The sequence below is a fragment of the Peribacillus sp. FSL E2-0218 genome (assembly GCF_037992945.1).
GTDB classification, from domain to species: domain Bacteria; phylum Bacillota; class Bacilli; order Bacillales; family DSM-1321; genus Peribacillus; species Peribacillus simplex_B.
Map to the genome: position 1 here is coordinate 1,214,603 of NZ_CP150304.1, position 16,623 is coordinate 1,231,225.

14 protein-coding genes and 2 riboswitches are annotated in these 16,623 nt (G+C 44.6%); of the genes, 6 read left to right on the plus strand and 8 right to left on the minus strand.

Annotated elements, in window-relative coordinates; all coding sequences use genetic code 11:
• Positions 1 to 334 precede the first annotated feature (334 nt).
• From MHI53_RS05805 to MHI53_RS05815, 3 genes are all read left to right on the plus strand, one after another.
• Positions 335 to 2,086 carry an ABC transporter transmembrane domain-containing protein gene (locus tag MHI53_RS05805; RefSeq protein ID WP_340372991.1) on the plus strand — a complete coding sequence of 584 codons (1,752 nt, stop codon included), beginning with the start codon at positions 335 to 337 and terminating at the stop codon, positions 2,084 to 2,086.
• On the plus strand, positions 2,083 to 4,101 hold the full coding sequence (locus tag MHI53_RS05810) for an ABC transporter ATP-binding protein (protein WP_061143135.1): 2,019 nt from the start codon (positions 2,083 to 2,085) through the stop codon (positions 4,099 to 4,101). The genes MHI53_RS05805 and MHI53_RS05810 overlap by 4 nt, the downstream gene beginning before the upstream one ends.
• 123 nt (positions 4,102 to 4,224) lie before the next feature.
• Positions 4,225 to 4,473 carry a type B 50S ribosomal protein L31 gene (locus MHI53_RS05815; protein ID WP_061143134.1) on the plus strand — a complete coding sequence of 83 codons (249 nt, stop codon included), beginning with the start codon at positions 4,225 to 4,227 and terminating at the stop codon, positions 4,471 to 4,473.
• A 92-nt stretch (positions 4,474 to 4,565) separates the two neighbouring features.
• On the opposite strand, the gene metC is transcribed toward MHI53_RS05815, so the two are convergent.
• Entirely contained in the window at positions 4,566 to 5,747 is a 1,182-nt protein-coding gene (metC, locus tag MHI53_RS05820; protein WP_340372992.1) for a cystathionine beta-lyase, read from the minus strand.
• Entirely contained in the window at positions 5,744 to 6,856 is a 1,113-nt protein-coding gene (locus tag MHI53_RS05825; RefSeq protein WP_340372993.1) for a methionine biosynthesis PLP-dependent protein, read from the minus strand. The genes metC and MHI53_RS05825 overlap by 4 nt, the downstream gene beginning before the upstream one ends.
• A gap of 85 nt (positions 6,857 to 6,941) precedes the next feature.
• Positions 6,942 to 7,054: riboswitch (SAM riboswitch) on the minus strand.
• Positions 7,055 to 7,377: 323 nt separating this feature from the next.
• Here MHI53_RS05825 and fumC point away from each other — a divergent pair.
• Complete coding sequence (gene fumC / locus MHI53_RS05830) at positions 7,378 to 8,760, plus strand: class II fumarate hydratase (protein WP_061143132.1); 1,383 nt, start codon at positions 7,378 to 7,380, stop codon at positions 8,758 to 8,760.
• Between the two features lie 110 nt (positions 8,761 to 8,870).
• Positions 8,871 to 9,113 (plus strand): hypothetical protein, encoded by a 243-nt coding sequence (locus tag MHI53_RS05835; RefSeq protein ID WP_061143131.1) that lies wholly within the window; start codon positions 8,871 to 8,873, stop codon positions 9,111 to 9,113.
• A 65-nt stretch (positions 9,114 to 9,178) separates the two neighbouring features.
• Here the strand turns inward: MHI53_RS05835 and ugpC are convergent, their stop codons facing one another.
• The 6 genes from ugpC to MHI53_RS05865 form a co-directional block, all read right to left on the minus strand.
• A complete protein-coding gene (gene ugpC, locus MHI53_RS05840; RefSeq protein WP_061143130.1) occupies positions 9,179 to 10,324 on the minus strand; it encodes a sn-glycerol-3-phosphate ABC transporter ATP-binding protein UgpC in 1,146 nt (381 codons plus the stop codon).
• Positions 10,325 to 10,451: 127 nt separating this feature from the next.
• Complete coding sequence (locus tag MHI53_RS05845) at positions 10,452 to 11,339, minus strand: helix-turn-helix domain-containing protein (RefSeq protein WP_340372994.1); 888 nt, start codon at positions 11,337 to 11,339, stop codon at positions 10,452 to 10,454.
• Positions 11,340 to 11,664: 325 nt separating this feature from the next.
• Positions 11,665 to 12,771: an iron-containing alcohol dehydrogenase family protein gene (locus tag MHI53_RS05850; RefSeq protein WP_061143128.1), complete on the minus strand. Its 1,107-nt coding sequence runs from the start codon at positions 12,769 to 12,771 to the stop codon at positions 11,665 to 11,667.
• Positions 12,772 to 12,848: 77 nt separating this feature from the next.
• The gene (locus MHI53_RS05855) at positions 12,849 to 13,670 is read right to left on the minus strand and encodes a MetQ/NlpA family ABC transporter substrate-binding protein (RefSeq protein WP_340372995.1); all 822 of its coding nucleotides are present in this window, start codon (positions 13,668 to 13,670) and stop codon (positions 12,849 to 12,851) included.
• Positions 13,671 to 13,727: 57 nt separating this feature from the next.
• Complete coding sequence (locus MHI53_RS05860; RefSeq protein WP_340372996.1) at positions 13,728 to 14,396, minus strand: methionine ABC transporter permease; 669 nt, start codon at positions 14,394 to 14,396, stop codon at positions 13,728 to 13,730.
• Positions 14,383 to 15,399 (minus strand): methionine ABC transporter ATP-binding protein, encoded by a 1,017-nt coding sequence (locus MHI53_RS05865; RefSeq protein WP_340372997.1) that lies wholly within the window; start codon positions 15,397 to 15,399, stop codon positions 14,383 to 14,385. The genes MHI53_RS05860 and MHI53_RS05865 overlap by 14 nt, the downstream gene beginning before the upstream one ends.
• Before the next feature lie 69 nt (positions 15,400 to 15,468).
• Positions 15,469 to 15,575, minus strand: a riboswitch (SAM riboswitch).
• A 212-nt stretch (positions 15,576 to 15,787) separates the two neighbouring features.
• On the opposite strand from MHI53_RS05865, the gene MHI53_RS05870 reads away from it, so the two are divergent.
• The gene (locus MHI53_RS05870) at positions 15,788 to 16,612 is read left to right on the plus strand and encodes an MBL fold metallo-hydrolase (protein ID WP_340372998.1); all 825 of its coding nucleotides are present in this window, start codon (positions 15,788 to 15,790) and stop codon (positions 16,610 to 16,612) included.
• Positions 16,613 to 16,623 lie beyond the last annotated feature (11 nt).

Sequence of the window (16,623 nt, forward strand, 5' to 3'; positions counted from 1 at the left end):
AAACTTCAATTGAATATGTTCATACGTCCGCCTGCCTTGATCAAATGCCTTTCTAGGCAAAGCTCAAAATGAAAACCATTGATCATTCCAAAGCGCAGGTTGTGGATTTTTCGCGGCCTGCGCCTTTATATGTGTTCTTACGCATCTAAAAAAGCTTCCGCTAAAAGGCGGAGGCTTTTTGGCATTGGGGAATTAAGGAGCATAAGCATCCTTTCCATTTGATAGATAGGGGGAAGCACGATGAGACAAAATAGTTTGGGAGTCATGCAGCAGCCAGGAGATCCGGAAAGCGGTTAGCTACGAAAAAGGTTTTGAACAAAAGGGAGGGGAATTCATGTTTGCAATTTTTAAGAAGCTGTCCTGGTTCTTTAAAGAACAATGGCAGCGCTATACCTGGGCCATTTTATTTTTGTGCCTGGTGAATATTTTGGAGGTTATCCCGCCAAAGCTCGTCGGGAACGCCATCGATGATATGAATAACGGCGATATGACGCAAGAAGCAATCATGAAATACGTGATTTATTTGCTGCTGGTACTGTGCGGCAGCTACCTGTTTGGGTACTTATGGAGTTATCTGTTATTCGGCGGCGGGAACTTGGTTGAACGAAAACTAAGGTCTGGGTTCATGGGCCATTTACTGAAAATGACGCCGACTTTTTATGAGAAAAACCGGACAGGGGATTTAATGGCCAGGGCTACGAATGATTTAAAGGCAATATCGCTTACAGCTGGTTTTGGAATATTGACCCTTGTCGACTCGGTGCTTTTCACCATAACGGTCGTCGTCATGATGGGCGCAACCATCAGCTGGGAATTGACGATTGCGGCGGTGCTGCCGCTGCCGATCATGGCAGTGATGATGCAAATCTACGTGAAGAAAATATATAAGCGCTTTACCGATGCACAGGCAGCCTTTGGTACGTTGAATGACAAGGTTCTGGAATCGATTTCTGGTGTCCGCGTCATCCGGGCTTACGTCCAGGAGCGGCAGGATGAAAAGAGATTCGATGAAATGACCGAGGATGTCTATCGTAAAAACCTTGCCGTGGCAAGGATCGACGCCCTCTTCGATCCGACGATTTCAATCATCATCGGCATCAGCTATTTAATCGGTTTGGGATATGGAGCCTATCTTGTTTTCCAGCAGTCGATAACTCTTGGCGGGCTTGTATCGTTCAATGTGTACCTTGGCATGCTAATCTGGCCGATGATCGCAGTGGGTGAACTGATCAATGTCATGCAACGGGGAAATGCCTCGCTTGACCGTGTTCAAGATACGCTTTCATATGAAAGGGATGTGACAAATCCATTGGGGTTGGAGAGTATTCCGAACCCGGAAGATATTCATTTTCAAAAAGTGTCTTTTACATATCCATCTTCATCGGTCATGAATCTAGCCAATGTTTCCGTGCATCTTGAACGTGGGCAAACGTTAGGGATCGTTGGAAAAACAGGAAGCGGAAAAACGACTTTCGTGAAGCAATTGCTCAGGGAATATCCTTTAGGTAAAGGTGAAATCGCTTTTTCCGGCATACCGTTGGAGCAATTGGATCTTGAAGAAATCCGCAAGTGGATCGGCTATGTCCCACAGGACCATTTTTTATTCTCAAGGTCTGTGCGGGAAAATATCTTATTCGGTAAGATGGATGCAACTGAAGAAGAACTGGCTGAAGCAATCAGGCTTGCCGACTTTGAGAAGGACTTGATGATGCTTCCCGATCGGCTTGAGACACTTGTTGGTGAAAAGGGGGTGGCTCTTTCTGGAGGTCAAAAGCAAAGGATATCTATTGCCAGGGCTTTGATTAAAAATCCGGAGATCCTTATCTTGGATGATTCGTTATCTGCCGTGGATGCAAAAACGGAAACGACGATCATCGAAAACATTCAAAAAGAACGGGCAGGGAAAACGACCATCATCACGACGCATCGTTTATCAGCCGTCCAGCACGCCGACGTGATCATCGTTTTGGATAGCGGGGAAATCATCGAAGAAGGTACACACGAAAATTTACTGCAACAAAATGGCTGGTATAGGGAGCAATACGAGCGGCAGCAGGTTGACGAAGGAACGGGGGTGAGGGCATGACGGTCGTGAAAAAACTATTTCATTATGCAGCCCTTTATAAAAAATTGATCATTTGTGCATTGATCATGCTGGCACTATCTGTAGCGGCAGATTTAACGGGTCCGTTTGTCGCAAAGAAAATCATCGATTCACATATACTCGGCATCGAAACGTCCTGGTATGAAACGGAAAAAGGAAAAGATGCTGTTAAGTATGATGATCATTGGTACAAACGTGCAGATTACTTTACTGAAGGTGAGAAAAAAGGCAGGGAGGTTCACGTTTTCCAGGTGGGTAATCAATTTGTCTTCGTAAATGAAGCAGTACCTATGGATGGGCGCAGGACCTTGGAAGGCCAAACATTAATCATCAATAAAAACGGGAAGGAGCACCAAGCTCAGATAGAGAGATTGAAGAGTCAGGAAGTGATGGGATTTTACCAGCCTGAAATCCCACGCATCATTAAGCTAGTCGCTTTTTACTTTGGGCTTGTCATCCTTTCATCGATTTTTCAATATGGGCAAAGCTTTTATTTGCAGAAAGCGGCAAACAGGATCATTCAACGAATGCGAAACGATATTTTTACGCATATATCCCGTTTGCCGATCAGGTATTTCGATAATATGCCAGCGGGGAAAGTGGTGGCCAGGGTAACGAATGATACAGAGGCGATCAGGGAATTGTATGTCACGGTGCTCGCCAGTTTCTTTTCGAGTACGATCAACATCATTGGCGTTCTCATCGCTTTGTTCATCCTGGATTCACGTGCAGGGGCGATGGGCCTTTTGCTTATACCGATCATCGTTATCTGGACCAAGGTATACCGTAAATTCGCTTCCAAATATAATCATATCATCCGGGAGCGGATTAGTGATATCAATGGGATGATCAACGAATCCATTTCCGGAATGAGCATCATCCAGGCATTTGGACGTGAAAAGGAAACGAAGCAATCGTTTGAGGATTTGAACCGGGAGCATTATTCCTATCAAAATAAAATGTTGCATTTAAATTCATTGACGGGCGGGAATTTGATCGGAGTCATTAAGGTTTCGGCATTAATCGCATTCGTCTGGTATTTCGGTGGGATATCCATGACAGCGAGCTCGGCGATTTCCTTAGGGGTGATGTATGCGATTGTCGATTTGATCAGCCGCCTGCTCCATCCACTTCATGGCATCGTCAATCAATTCGCCAGCCTCGAACAGGCGCTCGTTGCAGGAGAACGGACATTCAGCTTATTGGATGAGCAGGGGGTGGCTGTCCGTGATGAAAGCAGAGCCAGATACAAAGGAAATGTAGATTTCGAACACGTTTCTTTCGGTTATAAGGAAAATGAATATGTGTTAAAAGACATTACCTTTTCGGCTAAACAAGGGGAAACTGTCGCCTTGGTGGGTCACACAGGTTCAGGAAAAAGCTCGATCATGAATTTATTGTTCCGTTTTTATGACAGCAGTGAAGGGAAAATCAAAATAGATGGAAAGGATATTTTGGATATTCCGCATCAAACCCTTAGGGAGCATATGGGAATCGTCCTTCAAGATCCTTATTTGTTCACGGGCACCATCGCTTCCAATATCAGCCTCGATCATGATGGCATCACGAGGGAAATGGTCGAAAAGGCATTAAAGGATGTGGGCGGGGACAAAGTGCTGAAGCATCTTCCTTTAGGACTGGATGAACCGGTAATCGAAAAAGGCGGAACACTGTCTTCCGGACAGCGTCAGCTAATCTCCTTCGCCAGAGCCCTGGCATTCAATCCAGCGATTTTAATTTTGGATGAGGCAACGGCAAGCATCGATACCGAAACAGAGGCGATTATCCAGCAGGGGATGGAAGTGCTGAAAAAAGGCAGAACGACCTTCATCATTGCCCATAGACTTTCCACGATCAAAAATGCCGATCAAATCCTCGTCCTCGATAAAGGGCGGATTGCCGAGAAGGGGACACACGAGGAGCTAATGGGATTGCAAGGGAAATATTATCAAATGTATGAACTGCAGGTTGGTCCCCATAAAGGGATGGCAGGATGAAGTAATCATTAACGAATGTACAAATAATAATGAGTGTGCCAATTTGGCACACTCAAGCATATCACTTGATAATAGTAATCATTACGTTTAAGATATAGTTATCCTAACAATGAGGTGATAATAGTGAAACAAAATATTCATCCTGATTATCAACAAGTAGTATTTATGGATACGAACAGCGGATATAAATTTTTGACGGGTTCAACGAAAAAGTCGAACGAAACAATCGAGTGGGAAGACGGTCAAACGTATCCATTATTAAAAGTGGAGATAAGCTCAGATACGCATCCTTTTTATACAGGAAAGCAAAAGTTCGCTGAAAAAGGCGGAAGAGTCGATCGCTTTCTTGAAAAATATAATATGAAGAAATGATAGCAGGACCATCGAGCGATCGATGGTCCTTATCCATTGTTATGGAATGAAATAAAAGGTGCCCCATTGAAATATGGGGGAGCGACCTTTCATCATTTTGCAGCTAGAACTTCCCCTTTGGCGATATTGATTAGTGCAGCATCGAAGTCCTTGATTAGATCATCCGGATTTTCAAGTCCCACGGAGAGACGTAGCAGGCTGTTGGTGATGCCCCGTTTACCCCTTTCATCAGCAGGCATCGCAGCATGTGACATTTTAGCGGGATAGGATAATATCGATTCCACCGCGCCTAGGCTTACGGCAAAGACAGGGAGTTCAACGGTGTTCACGAACGAACGGAAAATTTCCTCGCTTGCCAATTCAAAGGAAAGGACCGCTCCCGCCCCAAGCGATTGACCTTTCTGGATGGCATGCTGGGGATGATCCGCAAGTCCAGGATAATAAACCTTTTTCACCAAGTGATGATTCTTCAAGTAGGCGGCCATTTTTTCAGCCCCTTTTTGGGAGTGATCCATTCTTACGGACAAGGTTTTCAGCCCCCTCATCACAAGCCAGGCGTCCTGAACACCAAGAACGGCCCCGAAGGAGTTTTGGAGGGCACCGAGCCTTTGCGCCAATATAGGGTCCTTTACCACTGCAAGCCCAGCTACTACATCACTATGCCCGGACAAGAACTTCGTCGCACTATGAAGGACAACATCAGCGCCAATTGTTAAAGGCTTTTGCAGCGCTGGCGTCAAGAATGTATTATCGACAAAGCTTAAGGCACCAATTTTTTTTGCGATATCACATACGGCGGAAATATCGGTCACTTTCAGCAATGGGTTTGAAGGCGTTTCGATGTAAATGGCCCTCGTATTTGGCTTAACGGCCGCTTCGATGCTTTCGAGGTCCGTCATATCAACGAAAGTATGTTCAATTTTGAAACGGGTCAGGACTGTGGTCACCATCCTGAACGTTCCCCCGTACACATCTTCGGAAATGATGATATGGTCCCCGGCAGATAACAGCAGAAAAGCTGTTGAAATGGCCGCCATACCTGAGGAAAAGGCGAAGCCATGTGTGCCTTCTTCAAGTTCGGCAATGATTTCTTCCAACGCCTCGCGAGTCGGGTTCCCGCTTCGGCTGTAATCATATTTGCCGAATTGATCGATATCGGATTGATGGAAAGTGGAGGCGTGCTGAATCGGAACGCTCACACCGCCAGTCGTTGCATCGAATTTATGTTGATTATGAAGCAATTTGGTTTCAAAGCTAAAATCATGATCTGTCATCGGAGGGCCTCCCTTTTTACATGCGCGAATGCTTGCTGCAAGTCGGAAATCAAATCTCCGCTGTCTTCGATACCTACGGAAAAGCGGAGGAGGCGATTACAAACCCCGTTCGCCGTCCTGACCTCAAGAGGTATATCGGCATGTGTTTGTGTGGCCGGGTACGTGATGAAGCTTTCAACACCGCCAAGGCTTTCCGCAAACGAAATCAGGGAGAGCGATTGTAAAAATGGGTTGACAGCGTCTTCATCGATGATCCGGAATGAAATCATGCCGCCTCTTCCGGGATACAATACGTCCGATACACAATCATGCTCCGACAAGTAATCTACAAGTATTTTCGCATTCTTTTCATGGCGTTCCATCCGAAGTGCAAGAGTTTTCATTCCGCGCATCAACAACCATGAATCAAAGGGGCTCAACACAGCTCCTGTGCCATTATGATGGAAGGCTAGTGATTCGCATAATTCCGCGCCGCTAGCCACGATCAGTCCGGCGAGTACATCGTTATGGCCGCCGAGATACTTGGTTGCGCTGTGAATCACGATATCGGCGCCAAGCAGGATGGGCTGTTGAATGAGAGGCGTGTAAAAAGTATTATCGACGATCAGCAATACATTGAATCGTTTGGCCAATGCGGCAATGGCGCCAATATCCGTTTGCTGCATAAGGGGATTAGTGGGAGTTTCGATGAAGATGGCTTTCGTGTGAGGAGTGATGGCATTCTCGATATCCTCCAAACAACATGTGTTTACATAGTCACACTTCAATCCCCATTTCTTAAAGCCTTGTTCCAAGAGACGATATGTACCGCCATAAAGGTCTTCGCTGACAATCCAAGCATCCCCCGATTTGAAAAGCGCCAGTATCGTAGAAATGGCGGCCATCCCCGAGCTGCAGGCATAACCTTGATCGCCTTTTTCGAGATCGGCGATCGAACGTTCCAATAGTTGGCGTGTGGGATTACCTGTCCTTGTATAATCGAAGCCAGTCGATTGGCCAATCCCTTCGTGACGAAAGGCTGTCGAGAAGTAGACGGGAGGATTGACCGTTCCTGTCGCCGTTTCACTGCGATTTCCTAATTGAGCAAGATATGTTTCGGTTTTGTACATAATTTTCACTGCTCCTTTGCGTAATAAAAATAAAAAAAAGTCTTCTTTAAGAAGAAGACTTTGATTAAATGGGGACGAGTCATTCTTCTTATCTTCCAAGTTCAAAAACTTGTGGAATTAGCACCTTTTCATTCGTTGGAACAAATGAAGGTTGCTGAGGTGTCATCGGGCCATTCCCTCTACCTCTCTCGATAAGAGTTTAGATTATTCAATTTCTTTTGAATTTACTATATATACAAAATACTGTCAAGGAGAATTTGGTAAGGGATTGCATGGATGTCCCTATTGAAACCCAGCGTGGCAACGTTTTACGTTAATAAAAAAAACTGGAAATGTAGGCGAAGTAGCCTTCAAGTGAAACCTGAATGATCCCTTTAGAAAAAAGAGCACGCTTGACCGGTTTTTTTTGCTTTAAAATAATAATGTTTGTACAATGGATGGAGAGAAAGAATATTACGACATTATTCATTTATTAATACATAAGATCTTCGATGAATAGTGCAACCATAGGAGGAGAACACATGGAATACAGAATCGAACGAGATACGATGGGTGAAGTGAAAGTGCCTGCTGATAAATATTGGGGAGCACAGACCGAGAGAAGCCGGAACAATTTCAAAATCGGTAACGAAAGAATGCCGATTGAATTGGTGCGTGCGTTTGCATACGTTAAGCAGGCTGCAGCGAAGGTGAACTATGATCTTGGTGATTTATCGGAAGTGAAAAAGAATGCCATCGTCAAGATATGCGGTGAGATCCTCGAAGGTACGCTTGATGAACATTTCCCGCTTGTTGTCTGGCAAACGGGGAGCGGCACGCAAAGTAATATGAACGTGAATGAAGTGGTCGCTAACAAAGGAAATGAATGGTTAAAAGAAATAGGGGAATCCGTTGCCCTGCATCCGAATGATGACGTTAACAAAGCCCAAAGCTCCAATGATACATTCCCTACTGCCATGCATATTGCGGCCTTCATGGAAGTTGCTGAAAAGCTGGTCCCTGCCATCAAAGTACTAAGAGATACATTCGATGCAAAAGAAAAAGAATTTTGGGATGTCGTGAAAATTGGCCGTACACATCTTCAAGATGCAACCCCGTTAACTTTAGGACAAGAAATATCCGGTTGGAAAGCGATGCTTGATAAAGACCTGGAGATGATTGAGGAAAGCAGCCAAAAATTATTGAACCTAGCGCTGGGCGGAACGGCTGTTGGAACCGGAATCAATACAAAAAAAGAATTCCCTGGACTTTCCGCAAAACAAATCGCTGCGGATACAGGACATCCTTTTGTCACATCGGATAATAAGTTCCATGCCCTGACAAGCCATAATGAAATCGTGTACGCCCATGGCGCACTGAAAGCCTTGGCAGCGGATTTAATGAAAATTGCCAACGATGTCAGATGGCTGGCAAGTGGCCCAAGAAGCGGAATTGGTGAAATTGCCATCCCGGAAAATGAACCAGGAAGCTCCATCATGCCAGGGAAGGTGAATCCAACCCAAAGTGAAGCGCTTACCATGATTGCAACACAAATTGTCGGTAACGATGCCACGATTGGTTTTGCAGCCAGCCAAGGGAACTTCGAATTGAACGTATTCAAACCGGTCATCATCTACAACTTCCTGCAAACGGTTAAATTATTGACGGACGGCATTCATTCCTTCAACGATAACTGTGCAGTCGGCATCACTGCCAATGAAGATAAAATCAAAGAAAATGTAGATCGTTCGCTAATGCTTGTTACGGCGTTGAACCCGCACATAGGTTATGAAAAAGCGGCCAAAATTGCCAAAACTGCATTCAAGGACAACTCAACCCTTAAAGAAGCGGCGTTGAAATTGGAATTCCTGACGGAAGATGAATTCAATGCATGGGTCGACCCAGCTAACATGGTCAATAAATAATAGCAGAAGAATGCCCTCCCGCTGGTTTCTTTGGGGAGGGTGTTTCAATGTGTTAAAATCATCCTATCAACAAATACTAAGGATCAAAGGCTGGAAAAGGAGGAAACACAATGTCTTTATGCCCGCTTTGCAACGGTCTGAGAAAAATCCATGTGAATTGCCCCGAATGCGGCAATGATCTTGACGATAAAGGGAAATTCATGGATTACGCTGATGAATACAGTGCTTATATGGATATCGATACACTTAAGCTAAATGACGGCTACCCCCAATCCTTACAAAAAGGCCAATGTCCACACCTTATGAAATGCCCTGAATGCGGACATGATGAAGTGGTATTGGTTCAGGAATAGGAGAGTCCTTGAATCCCGGCTAAACATAAAAAAATACCCGTTCATGAACGGGTATTTTTTTATGTTTAGTTAGCAGACAATTTCAAACCTTCCTGCATCTGTTCGTCCTCTTCGACAAAAATGCGGTGTTCGCTTCCTTTATCGAAAAAGTGGGCTTTATTCATATCGAGGGCAAGCTCGATTTTTTCGCCTGCATGAATGATATTTTTGGCATCTACCCGTGCAACGAAGTCCTGTCCTTCAAGCGTGGAGTAAAGCATGATTTCCGCCCCCATGAGTTCTGCCACATCGATGTGGGTTTTGAATAGGGCATTCGGGGAATCCGTGAAGTATTCACCTTCATTATGGAAATCCTCCGGCCGGATGCCAAGGATGATATCTTTTCCAACATAGCCTTGATCACGCAACATTCTCATTTTCGCTGCAGGTATCTCAAACGTTTGCTCACCCATTTTGATGAAGCCTTCTTTTAATGTCCCGTTGAAGAAGTTCATGGCAGGTGATCCAATAAAACCTCCGACGAAAACGTTGATCGGTTTCTCATAGACGTCTTTTGGGGCACCGACCTGTTGGATGATGCCATCCTTCATGACGACAAGCCTTGTCGCCATCGTCATCGCTTCCGTTTGGTCATGTGTGACATATATCGTCGTTGTATCAAGTCGTTTATGTAGCTTGGCTATTTCCGCGCGCATTTGGACCCGGAGTTTTGCGTCAAGATTGGATAACGGCTCATCCATCAAGAAAACTTTTGCGTCCCTTACTATTGCACGGCCAAGTGCCACACGTTGGCGCTGCCCGCCTGAAAGCGCTTTAGGTTTTCTGTTTAGATATTCTTCAAGACCAAGGATCCTTGCCGCTTCAGTGACCCTTTGCTTAATTTCCGCTTTTGGCGTTTTCCTCAGTTTTAATCCGAATGCCATATTGTCATAGACGGACATATGGGGATATAATGCGTAGTTTTGGAAAACCATAGCGATATCACGATCTTTTGGCGGTACATCATTGACTCGTTTGCCGTCGATATATAAATCACCCTGTGAGATGTCCTCAAGGCCGGCAATCATCCGTAAAGTCGTCGATTTCCCGCAGCCGGAAGGTCCTACAAACACAATGAATTCCTTATCGGCAACATGAAGGTTAAAATCCTTAACAGCCGTCACCTTTTTATCATAAATCTTGAAAATATGATCCAATACTAGCTCTGCCATGAAAAATCCCCCTTTTAAACTACTGATTACTTGTACCAATTAACTATAGTCTAAGCTATCAGTTTAGAAAAAAGTATGTGCACATTGCACAAAAATGGATAATGATCCTTTTCTTGCAAACGGAAAGTCAATCATTCAATAACATAAGCAAGTAAGCAGTCAATGCGTGCCGAAAGTTTCTTATATCGAGTCCTGTCCTCTCGGTGAATTTGTCTATCCGGTACTGCAGGCTGTTCCGGTGTATATAAAGCTGTTTGGCGGCATGTGTGGCATTGGAATTACACTCGATATACGTTTTGATCGTATTGATAAGCTCCGTATCCTTCCTGGTCTTGCCAAGAATCTGATTGATATACCACTGCGTATTCGCATCAGATTGCCGATTCAATAGTATGTAGGGGATGATATCGGCCAAATCGGTCACCTTCAAATCCGGCAACTCAGCTTGTGCCAAGGCAAAACATTTTTTCTCCCGAAGCCTGTGGTTATGAAGGTCTTGGCTGACAAGGTGAAAGCGCCCGGTGAACATCCGCGTCTTTACATAAAAATCACTTTCCAGTGTAGAGGAGATGGCGAGCAGGTCGTTCTTCGATAATGCCTCACCCTTGTCCGTTTCAATCAGGATTCCCTCCGTCTCATTGTCCCAGATCAAGGCTGCGTCGGATGGCACGAAAGCAAGGCAGGCATCTTCAAAATCAGGCCGGGAAAAATCGGCATGACTCAGCTTGAAGTGAATGAAGCGCACGTTTTCCCAGCTTGTCAAAGGCAGGGGTGCATTCGGTTCGGTTAAAAAAGCATTCCAAGATGGTTCCGAAAACGTGGTGAAATGGGTATGGTCCAAGGAAGACGGAAAAAGCAGCTCCAATAAACGGGTTTCCTCGGCTGTGATTTCAAAGCGGGGGATGCCGAGAATGCTTCCCATTGAGTCCTCGAACCAAACAAATTCAGAGATGTCATCTGTATCGGCTTTATTATAAATCGCGTTGGGGAACTTTTGTTTAAGATTTTCAAGCACTATTCTTCACCTTCTTTCTCCCTATCATTATAGCGAAAAAAAATAAAGTTCAAAAGAATAGGATGTAACAGATGTTTTTCAAAAAAGGAAACTCATGGTTCTAAAAGGGAGTTCAAAGAAAAATTACAAATATTCGTAACGTTTATTCCTATCTTGCCCACTATGCTGTGTTTAGTGATTGTGCTTTGGCTCGTCATCATTTTGGCTGGGGCCGTTTTCAATAAATGAATGTACAAGAAGTAAAAGGGTGAGGCATATTTTGCAATCATAATATGCCTCACCCTTTATTTTTATGGCTTTTACGATGTGGGTCGTGGATCTCCTATTAGTTCATGGATTTGCTCGCGGGGTTTGTAAGGACTTCAAGGTTTTGCATGGCAGCTGCCACTTTCTCCATGGTTATATCAGGGAAAAGGAGGTGGATGGCTTCACCCTCCATTACAGATAGGGCGGCCATTTGCTCCAGTTCCGCTTTATGCTCCAAGGTAAGGCCAATTTCGGATAAAGTCCTCGGCAGCTTAAGAGATTCGTAGATGGGGAGCAGCTGTTTGATATCCGAGAATTTTCCTTCTAGCAATAACTGCACTAAAATGCCATATGCCACTTTTTCCCCATGCAGTAAATGATGAGTTTGTTCAAGGGAGGTCATGCCATTATGAATGGAGTGGGCACCTGCAATTCGCAGGAACTGGTCACCAAAGCCTCCCACTAGGCCACTCGTGACGATATTCGTTTCCATTACACGCTGAAGGGAATCCGTCCATTTTCCCTTTGTCAAATCCGCCAGGGCTTCTTCTCCATGTGTCAATAAAACTTCCTGGCATTGCTTCGCGGCTATGTGTGCCAATTCAATGCAGGTGGACTTGGTCGCAATTTTTTCTACGAGTGCATTGCCCTCATACCATTTCGCCAATGTATCACCGATTCCTGCCCGGAGATAGGCAATAGGCGAGTCCAGCAGTATTCCTGGCTCGATCAGTAACATCCAGGCGCTTTTTTCATGAATATCGAACCGCACATATGAACCGTTACGATCATAAATGACGCTTAATGGTGTCCAAGCGGCACAAGTGGAAGCGAGGGTCGGAATGAGGATGATTTCCTTTCCAATGGAGTTTCCCGCTGATTTGGCAAGGTCGAGCAGCTTGCCTCCGCCAATTCCGATTAAGACATCCACGTTTTCTTCCTGTGCGTACTTAACCACACGCTCAATCTCAAGATCACTGCACTCCCCATTATATTTTAAAAGTTTCGTTTCGACATTTTCTAATGCAGGAAAGAAGGGTTCAGCCACTTCCCACGATTTGTCTCCGTGAATAACAAGCACTTTACGCATGTTCGCTTTATTTAGTTTTGTTTCCAGCGTATCGAGAATATTAGCCATGCAGGCATAGTAGGAGGGACCGCTGCGGACTTCCAGTAGGGTATTCATCGTTTTTTTTTCTCCTTCATGTAAAGGCCTGTTCCACAAAAAGGGACGCAGGCCTCGAATTTAAGTTTTTTGGTCGATCACTTCATCCAATCAGGTTTTCCGAAACCGACGAAATGGCTATCGATCACTTTTTCAAACTCGGAGGACTCTACCACTTTTTTAATATCCTTGGCATATTGAGCGTCTACATCTTTTGTATTCACAGCGACGACGTTTCGATACATATCTGGCATATTTTCCAATACAAGGGCGTCCTCAAGCTTCATTTTTGCTGCAAGCGCGAAATTGCCTGGCACCGCGGATAGATCGACACTTTCCGTTGCCCGAGGCAATTGGGCGGATTCCAATGGCTTGAATTGGATATTTTTAGGGTTTTTCGTTACGTCTTTTTCAGAAATTTTTAAAGGATCGACATCTGGATCGACTTCAATCAACTTTTCATCGACCAATACTTTAAGTGCACGTGCAAGGTTGACCGGATCATTTGGCAAAGCCAAGGATGCGCCGTCTTTAATGTCTTTTAACGATTTATATTTGTTCGAGTAAATCCCCATCGGTGCTGTAGGAACGATGATAAGGTCAGAGAGCTTTAGATTATTTTCTTTAGCGAAGTTTTCCATATACACTTTATGCTGGAATAGGTTTGCGTCGATCGAGTCGTTGCCAAGCGACTTATTCGGCTGGATATAATCAGTGAATTCAACGATTTCCACCTTGTAGCCGAGATCCTCCAGACCTGGTTTGATGGCTTCATTGACCATATCGGCGTATGGGCCGGTGGTCGCCCCGATCTTCAATTCTTTTTTGTCTTCGGTTTTTGGGGATGCATTGTCGCTTCCGCAAGCCGTCAACCCAAGGGCAAGGGCACATACCGATATTAACGAAGCTATTTTCTTCATATAAACTTCCTCCTAAAAATGTTATGTATGGTTTGAATCATGGGTAAAAGAAAGATTCTATCGTTTGTTGACTAAATATGACGCCTTGTCACCAAGCATTTGGATGATTTGTACAAGGCAGATCAAGACGACGATCGTCGTGATCATGACCGTATTATCATAGCGGTAATATCCGAACCTGATGGCCAGGTCTCCAATTCCGCCTCCCCCAATCGTTCCTGCCATGGCGGAATAACCGATAAGGGAAATGGTCGTTAATGTAAGTCCTTGGATGATACCCGGTTTTGCCTCAGGCAGAAGTACATCTTTTATGATCATCCACGGCGTGGCACCGACGGCGATTGCCGCCTCAATCACCCCTTTGTCTATTTCGCGCAATGCCGATTCAACGATCCTTGCAAAAAAAGGTATCGCGGAAACGGAGAGGGATACGGAAGCAGCCTTTGGTCCTATCGTCGATCCCGTAAGCAAATTCGTTAAAGGAAGGAGGGCGACCAAGAGAATGATGAATGGGATGGAACGGACAATATTGACTACGAAGCCGAGAGAACGATTCAAGATACTATTTTCGAAGAACAAGTTCCTCGTTGTCGTAAACAGTAATACGCCAAGCGGCAAGCCGATAAGAAGGGCAACCGCCAGTGAGACACCCACCATATAAATCGTTTCAATGAATGCTTTATTAAGGTCAGGCAGGATATTGATGATGGAATCAAGCAGTGACATGTTTTAGCACCTCCACAGAGCTGGTACGATTCTTTATATAGGCTAATGCCGAAAGGATTTCAGCAGCATCGCCATTCAATTCGATGATCAATATCCCTAAAGGTATATCCTGAATATACTCGATTTTCCCGTGCAGGATATTACCCTTTACCGAATAAGATTGTAGGGTATCGGAGAGAATCGATTCACCTGCCGTTTGCCCTTCGAATTGAATTTTTATGATCGTTCCTTCACTTTCCTCAATCAAATGTGAGGGAAGCTCAAAATCTAGTACACTGCAAATGAATTTTTTCGTTAACTCCTCTTTAGGCTGTGAAAATATTTCATAAACCGAACCTTCTTCTATCACCCGCCCATCCTGCATGACCGCGACCCGATGGCATAGTTCCTTGACCACTTCCATTTCATGTGTAATCAATACGATGGTGATGCCAAGTTCGCGACTGATTTTCTTCAGTAGCTGTAAGATGGCTTTAGTCGTGGTGGGATCAAGGGCTGAAGTCGCCTCATCACATAACAATACAGTGGGATCATTGGCTAATGCACGAGCGATTCCGACCCGCTGCTTCTGGCCGCCGCTAAGTTGGGCGGGATAAACATCCTTTTTGTCGCTGAGTCCTACGATATCCAACAGTTGTAAAACACGTAACGTAATGGCTCCCTTCGATTGATGCGCTGCCTTCAAGGCAAAAGCCACATTTTCAAAAACGGTTTTGGAACTGACCAGGGAAAAGTGCTGAAAGATCATTCCGATTTTTTGACGTTGCTTACGCAGCTCCTTGCTAGATAAAGAGGTTAAGTCAGTTCCGTCAATGATGATATTTCCTCCTGTCGGACGTTCAAGCAAATTCAAGCAGCGAAGTAATGAGCTTTTGCCTGCTCCGCTGTAGCCGACAATTCCATATACTTCCCCTTTTTGAATGGTTAAAGAAACGTTATCCACTCCGATAACTCGGTTTTTCTTCGATATGTATTCCTTCCTGACTGAACGGATTTCAATCATGAGCCAACCCCCTTAAGCATAAAAAAAACTGTCTCTATCATTCAGAAAGAGGCAGCGAAATTATATCTCGTCTTATCTTTCAGAATGCAATCATTCTGCAGGAAGTGGCACCGTTCCCGATTGGGGCGGTTGCCGGACATCACAGGGCCTGATCCCTCCGTCACTCTTGATAAGTAAATTATTATTTTGGAATATTTCAATTTTTTTAATATATTCTATAGTATTTGTTAATCACCTCATTGTCAATGAATTCTGTGATTTTAGAATAATTTTTTTTGCTTGTTCCATTAATTCCTTGTCAAATGGGGGGGATGGTAATACATTTATTGTAATAAATAGAAAAAACGTGGAGTGTAGCTATCTAATAAAATGAAGGGTGTGCAGGTTCATGATAGAGGTTAAGACGGTAAATGATGTGGTTTGTGTGCACGGAATTCCGGGGGGAGTCAGGTCGGGGATGAGCGTTTATGTGTTTCTAACGGACGGTCTTCTGATTGATACGGGCGCCCAGATTTTAATGGATGGACTCATTCCTTTCTTTGAGTCAGCCGACTTCGATTCGGTGGCCCTTACGCATTATCATGAAGACCATACGGGAGGAGCCGCCTGGATTCAGGAACATAAAAAGGTTCCGATATTCATTCATCCGGTGTCGGTTGAGGCTTGTGCGAAAGATGCTGAATATCCCGCTTATCGTAAAATGTTTTGGGGAAGGAGGGATGCTTTCAAAGCTGAGCCGCTTGGGGAGGCCGTTCATTCCCGAAGCCAAGCATGGGAGCCGATTTACACCCCCGGTCATGCGCATGACCATATGGTGTATTTGAATCGCAATACCGGCATGCTTTTTTCAGGCGATCTTTTCGTCACTCCAAAAACAAAACTTGTTCTGCGGGAAGAGTCCGTTCCGGTAATCATTCATTCCATAAAAAGATTGCTTCACTATGACTTTGGGGAGATGTTTTGTTGCCATGCCGGGTATGTTCCGAATGGAAAGGATATGTTCAGAAAAAAACTCGATTATTTGGAAAACCTCCGTGGTGAAATTTTGCTTTTGCATGAACAAGGACGAACGGTGCGTGAGATTCAGCATCTCGTTTTACCCCATCGATACCCCCTTATCGAAATATCGGAGCATGAATGGGATTCGGAGCATATCATTACATCGATATTGAATGAAAATGTTCTGGATGCAAGTGAGAAAACAAGGAAGTAGGGTATATTGCC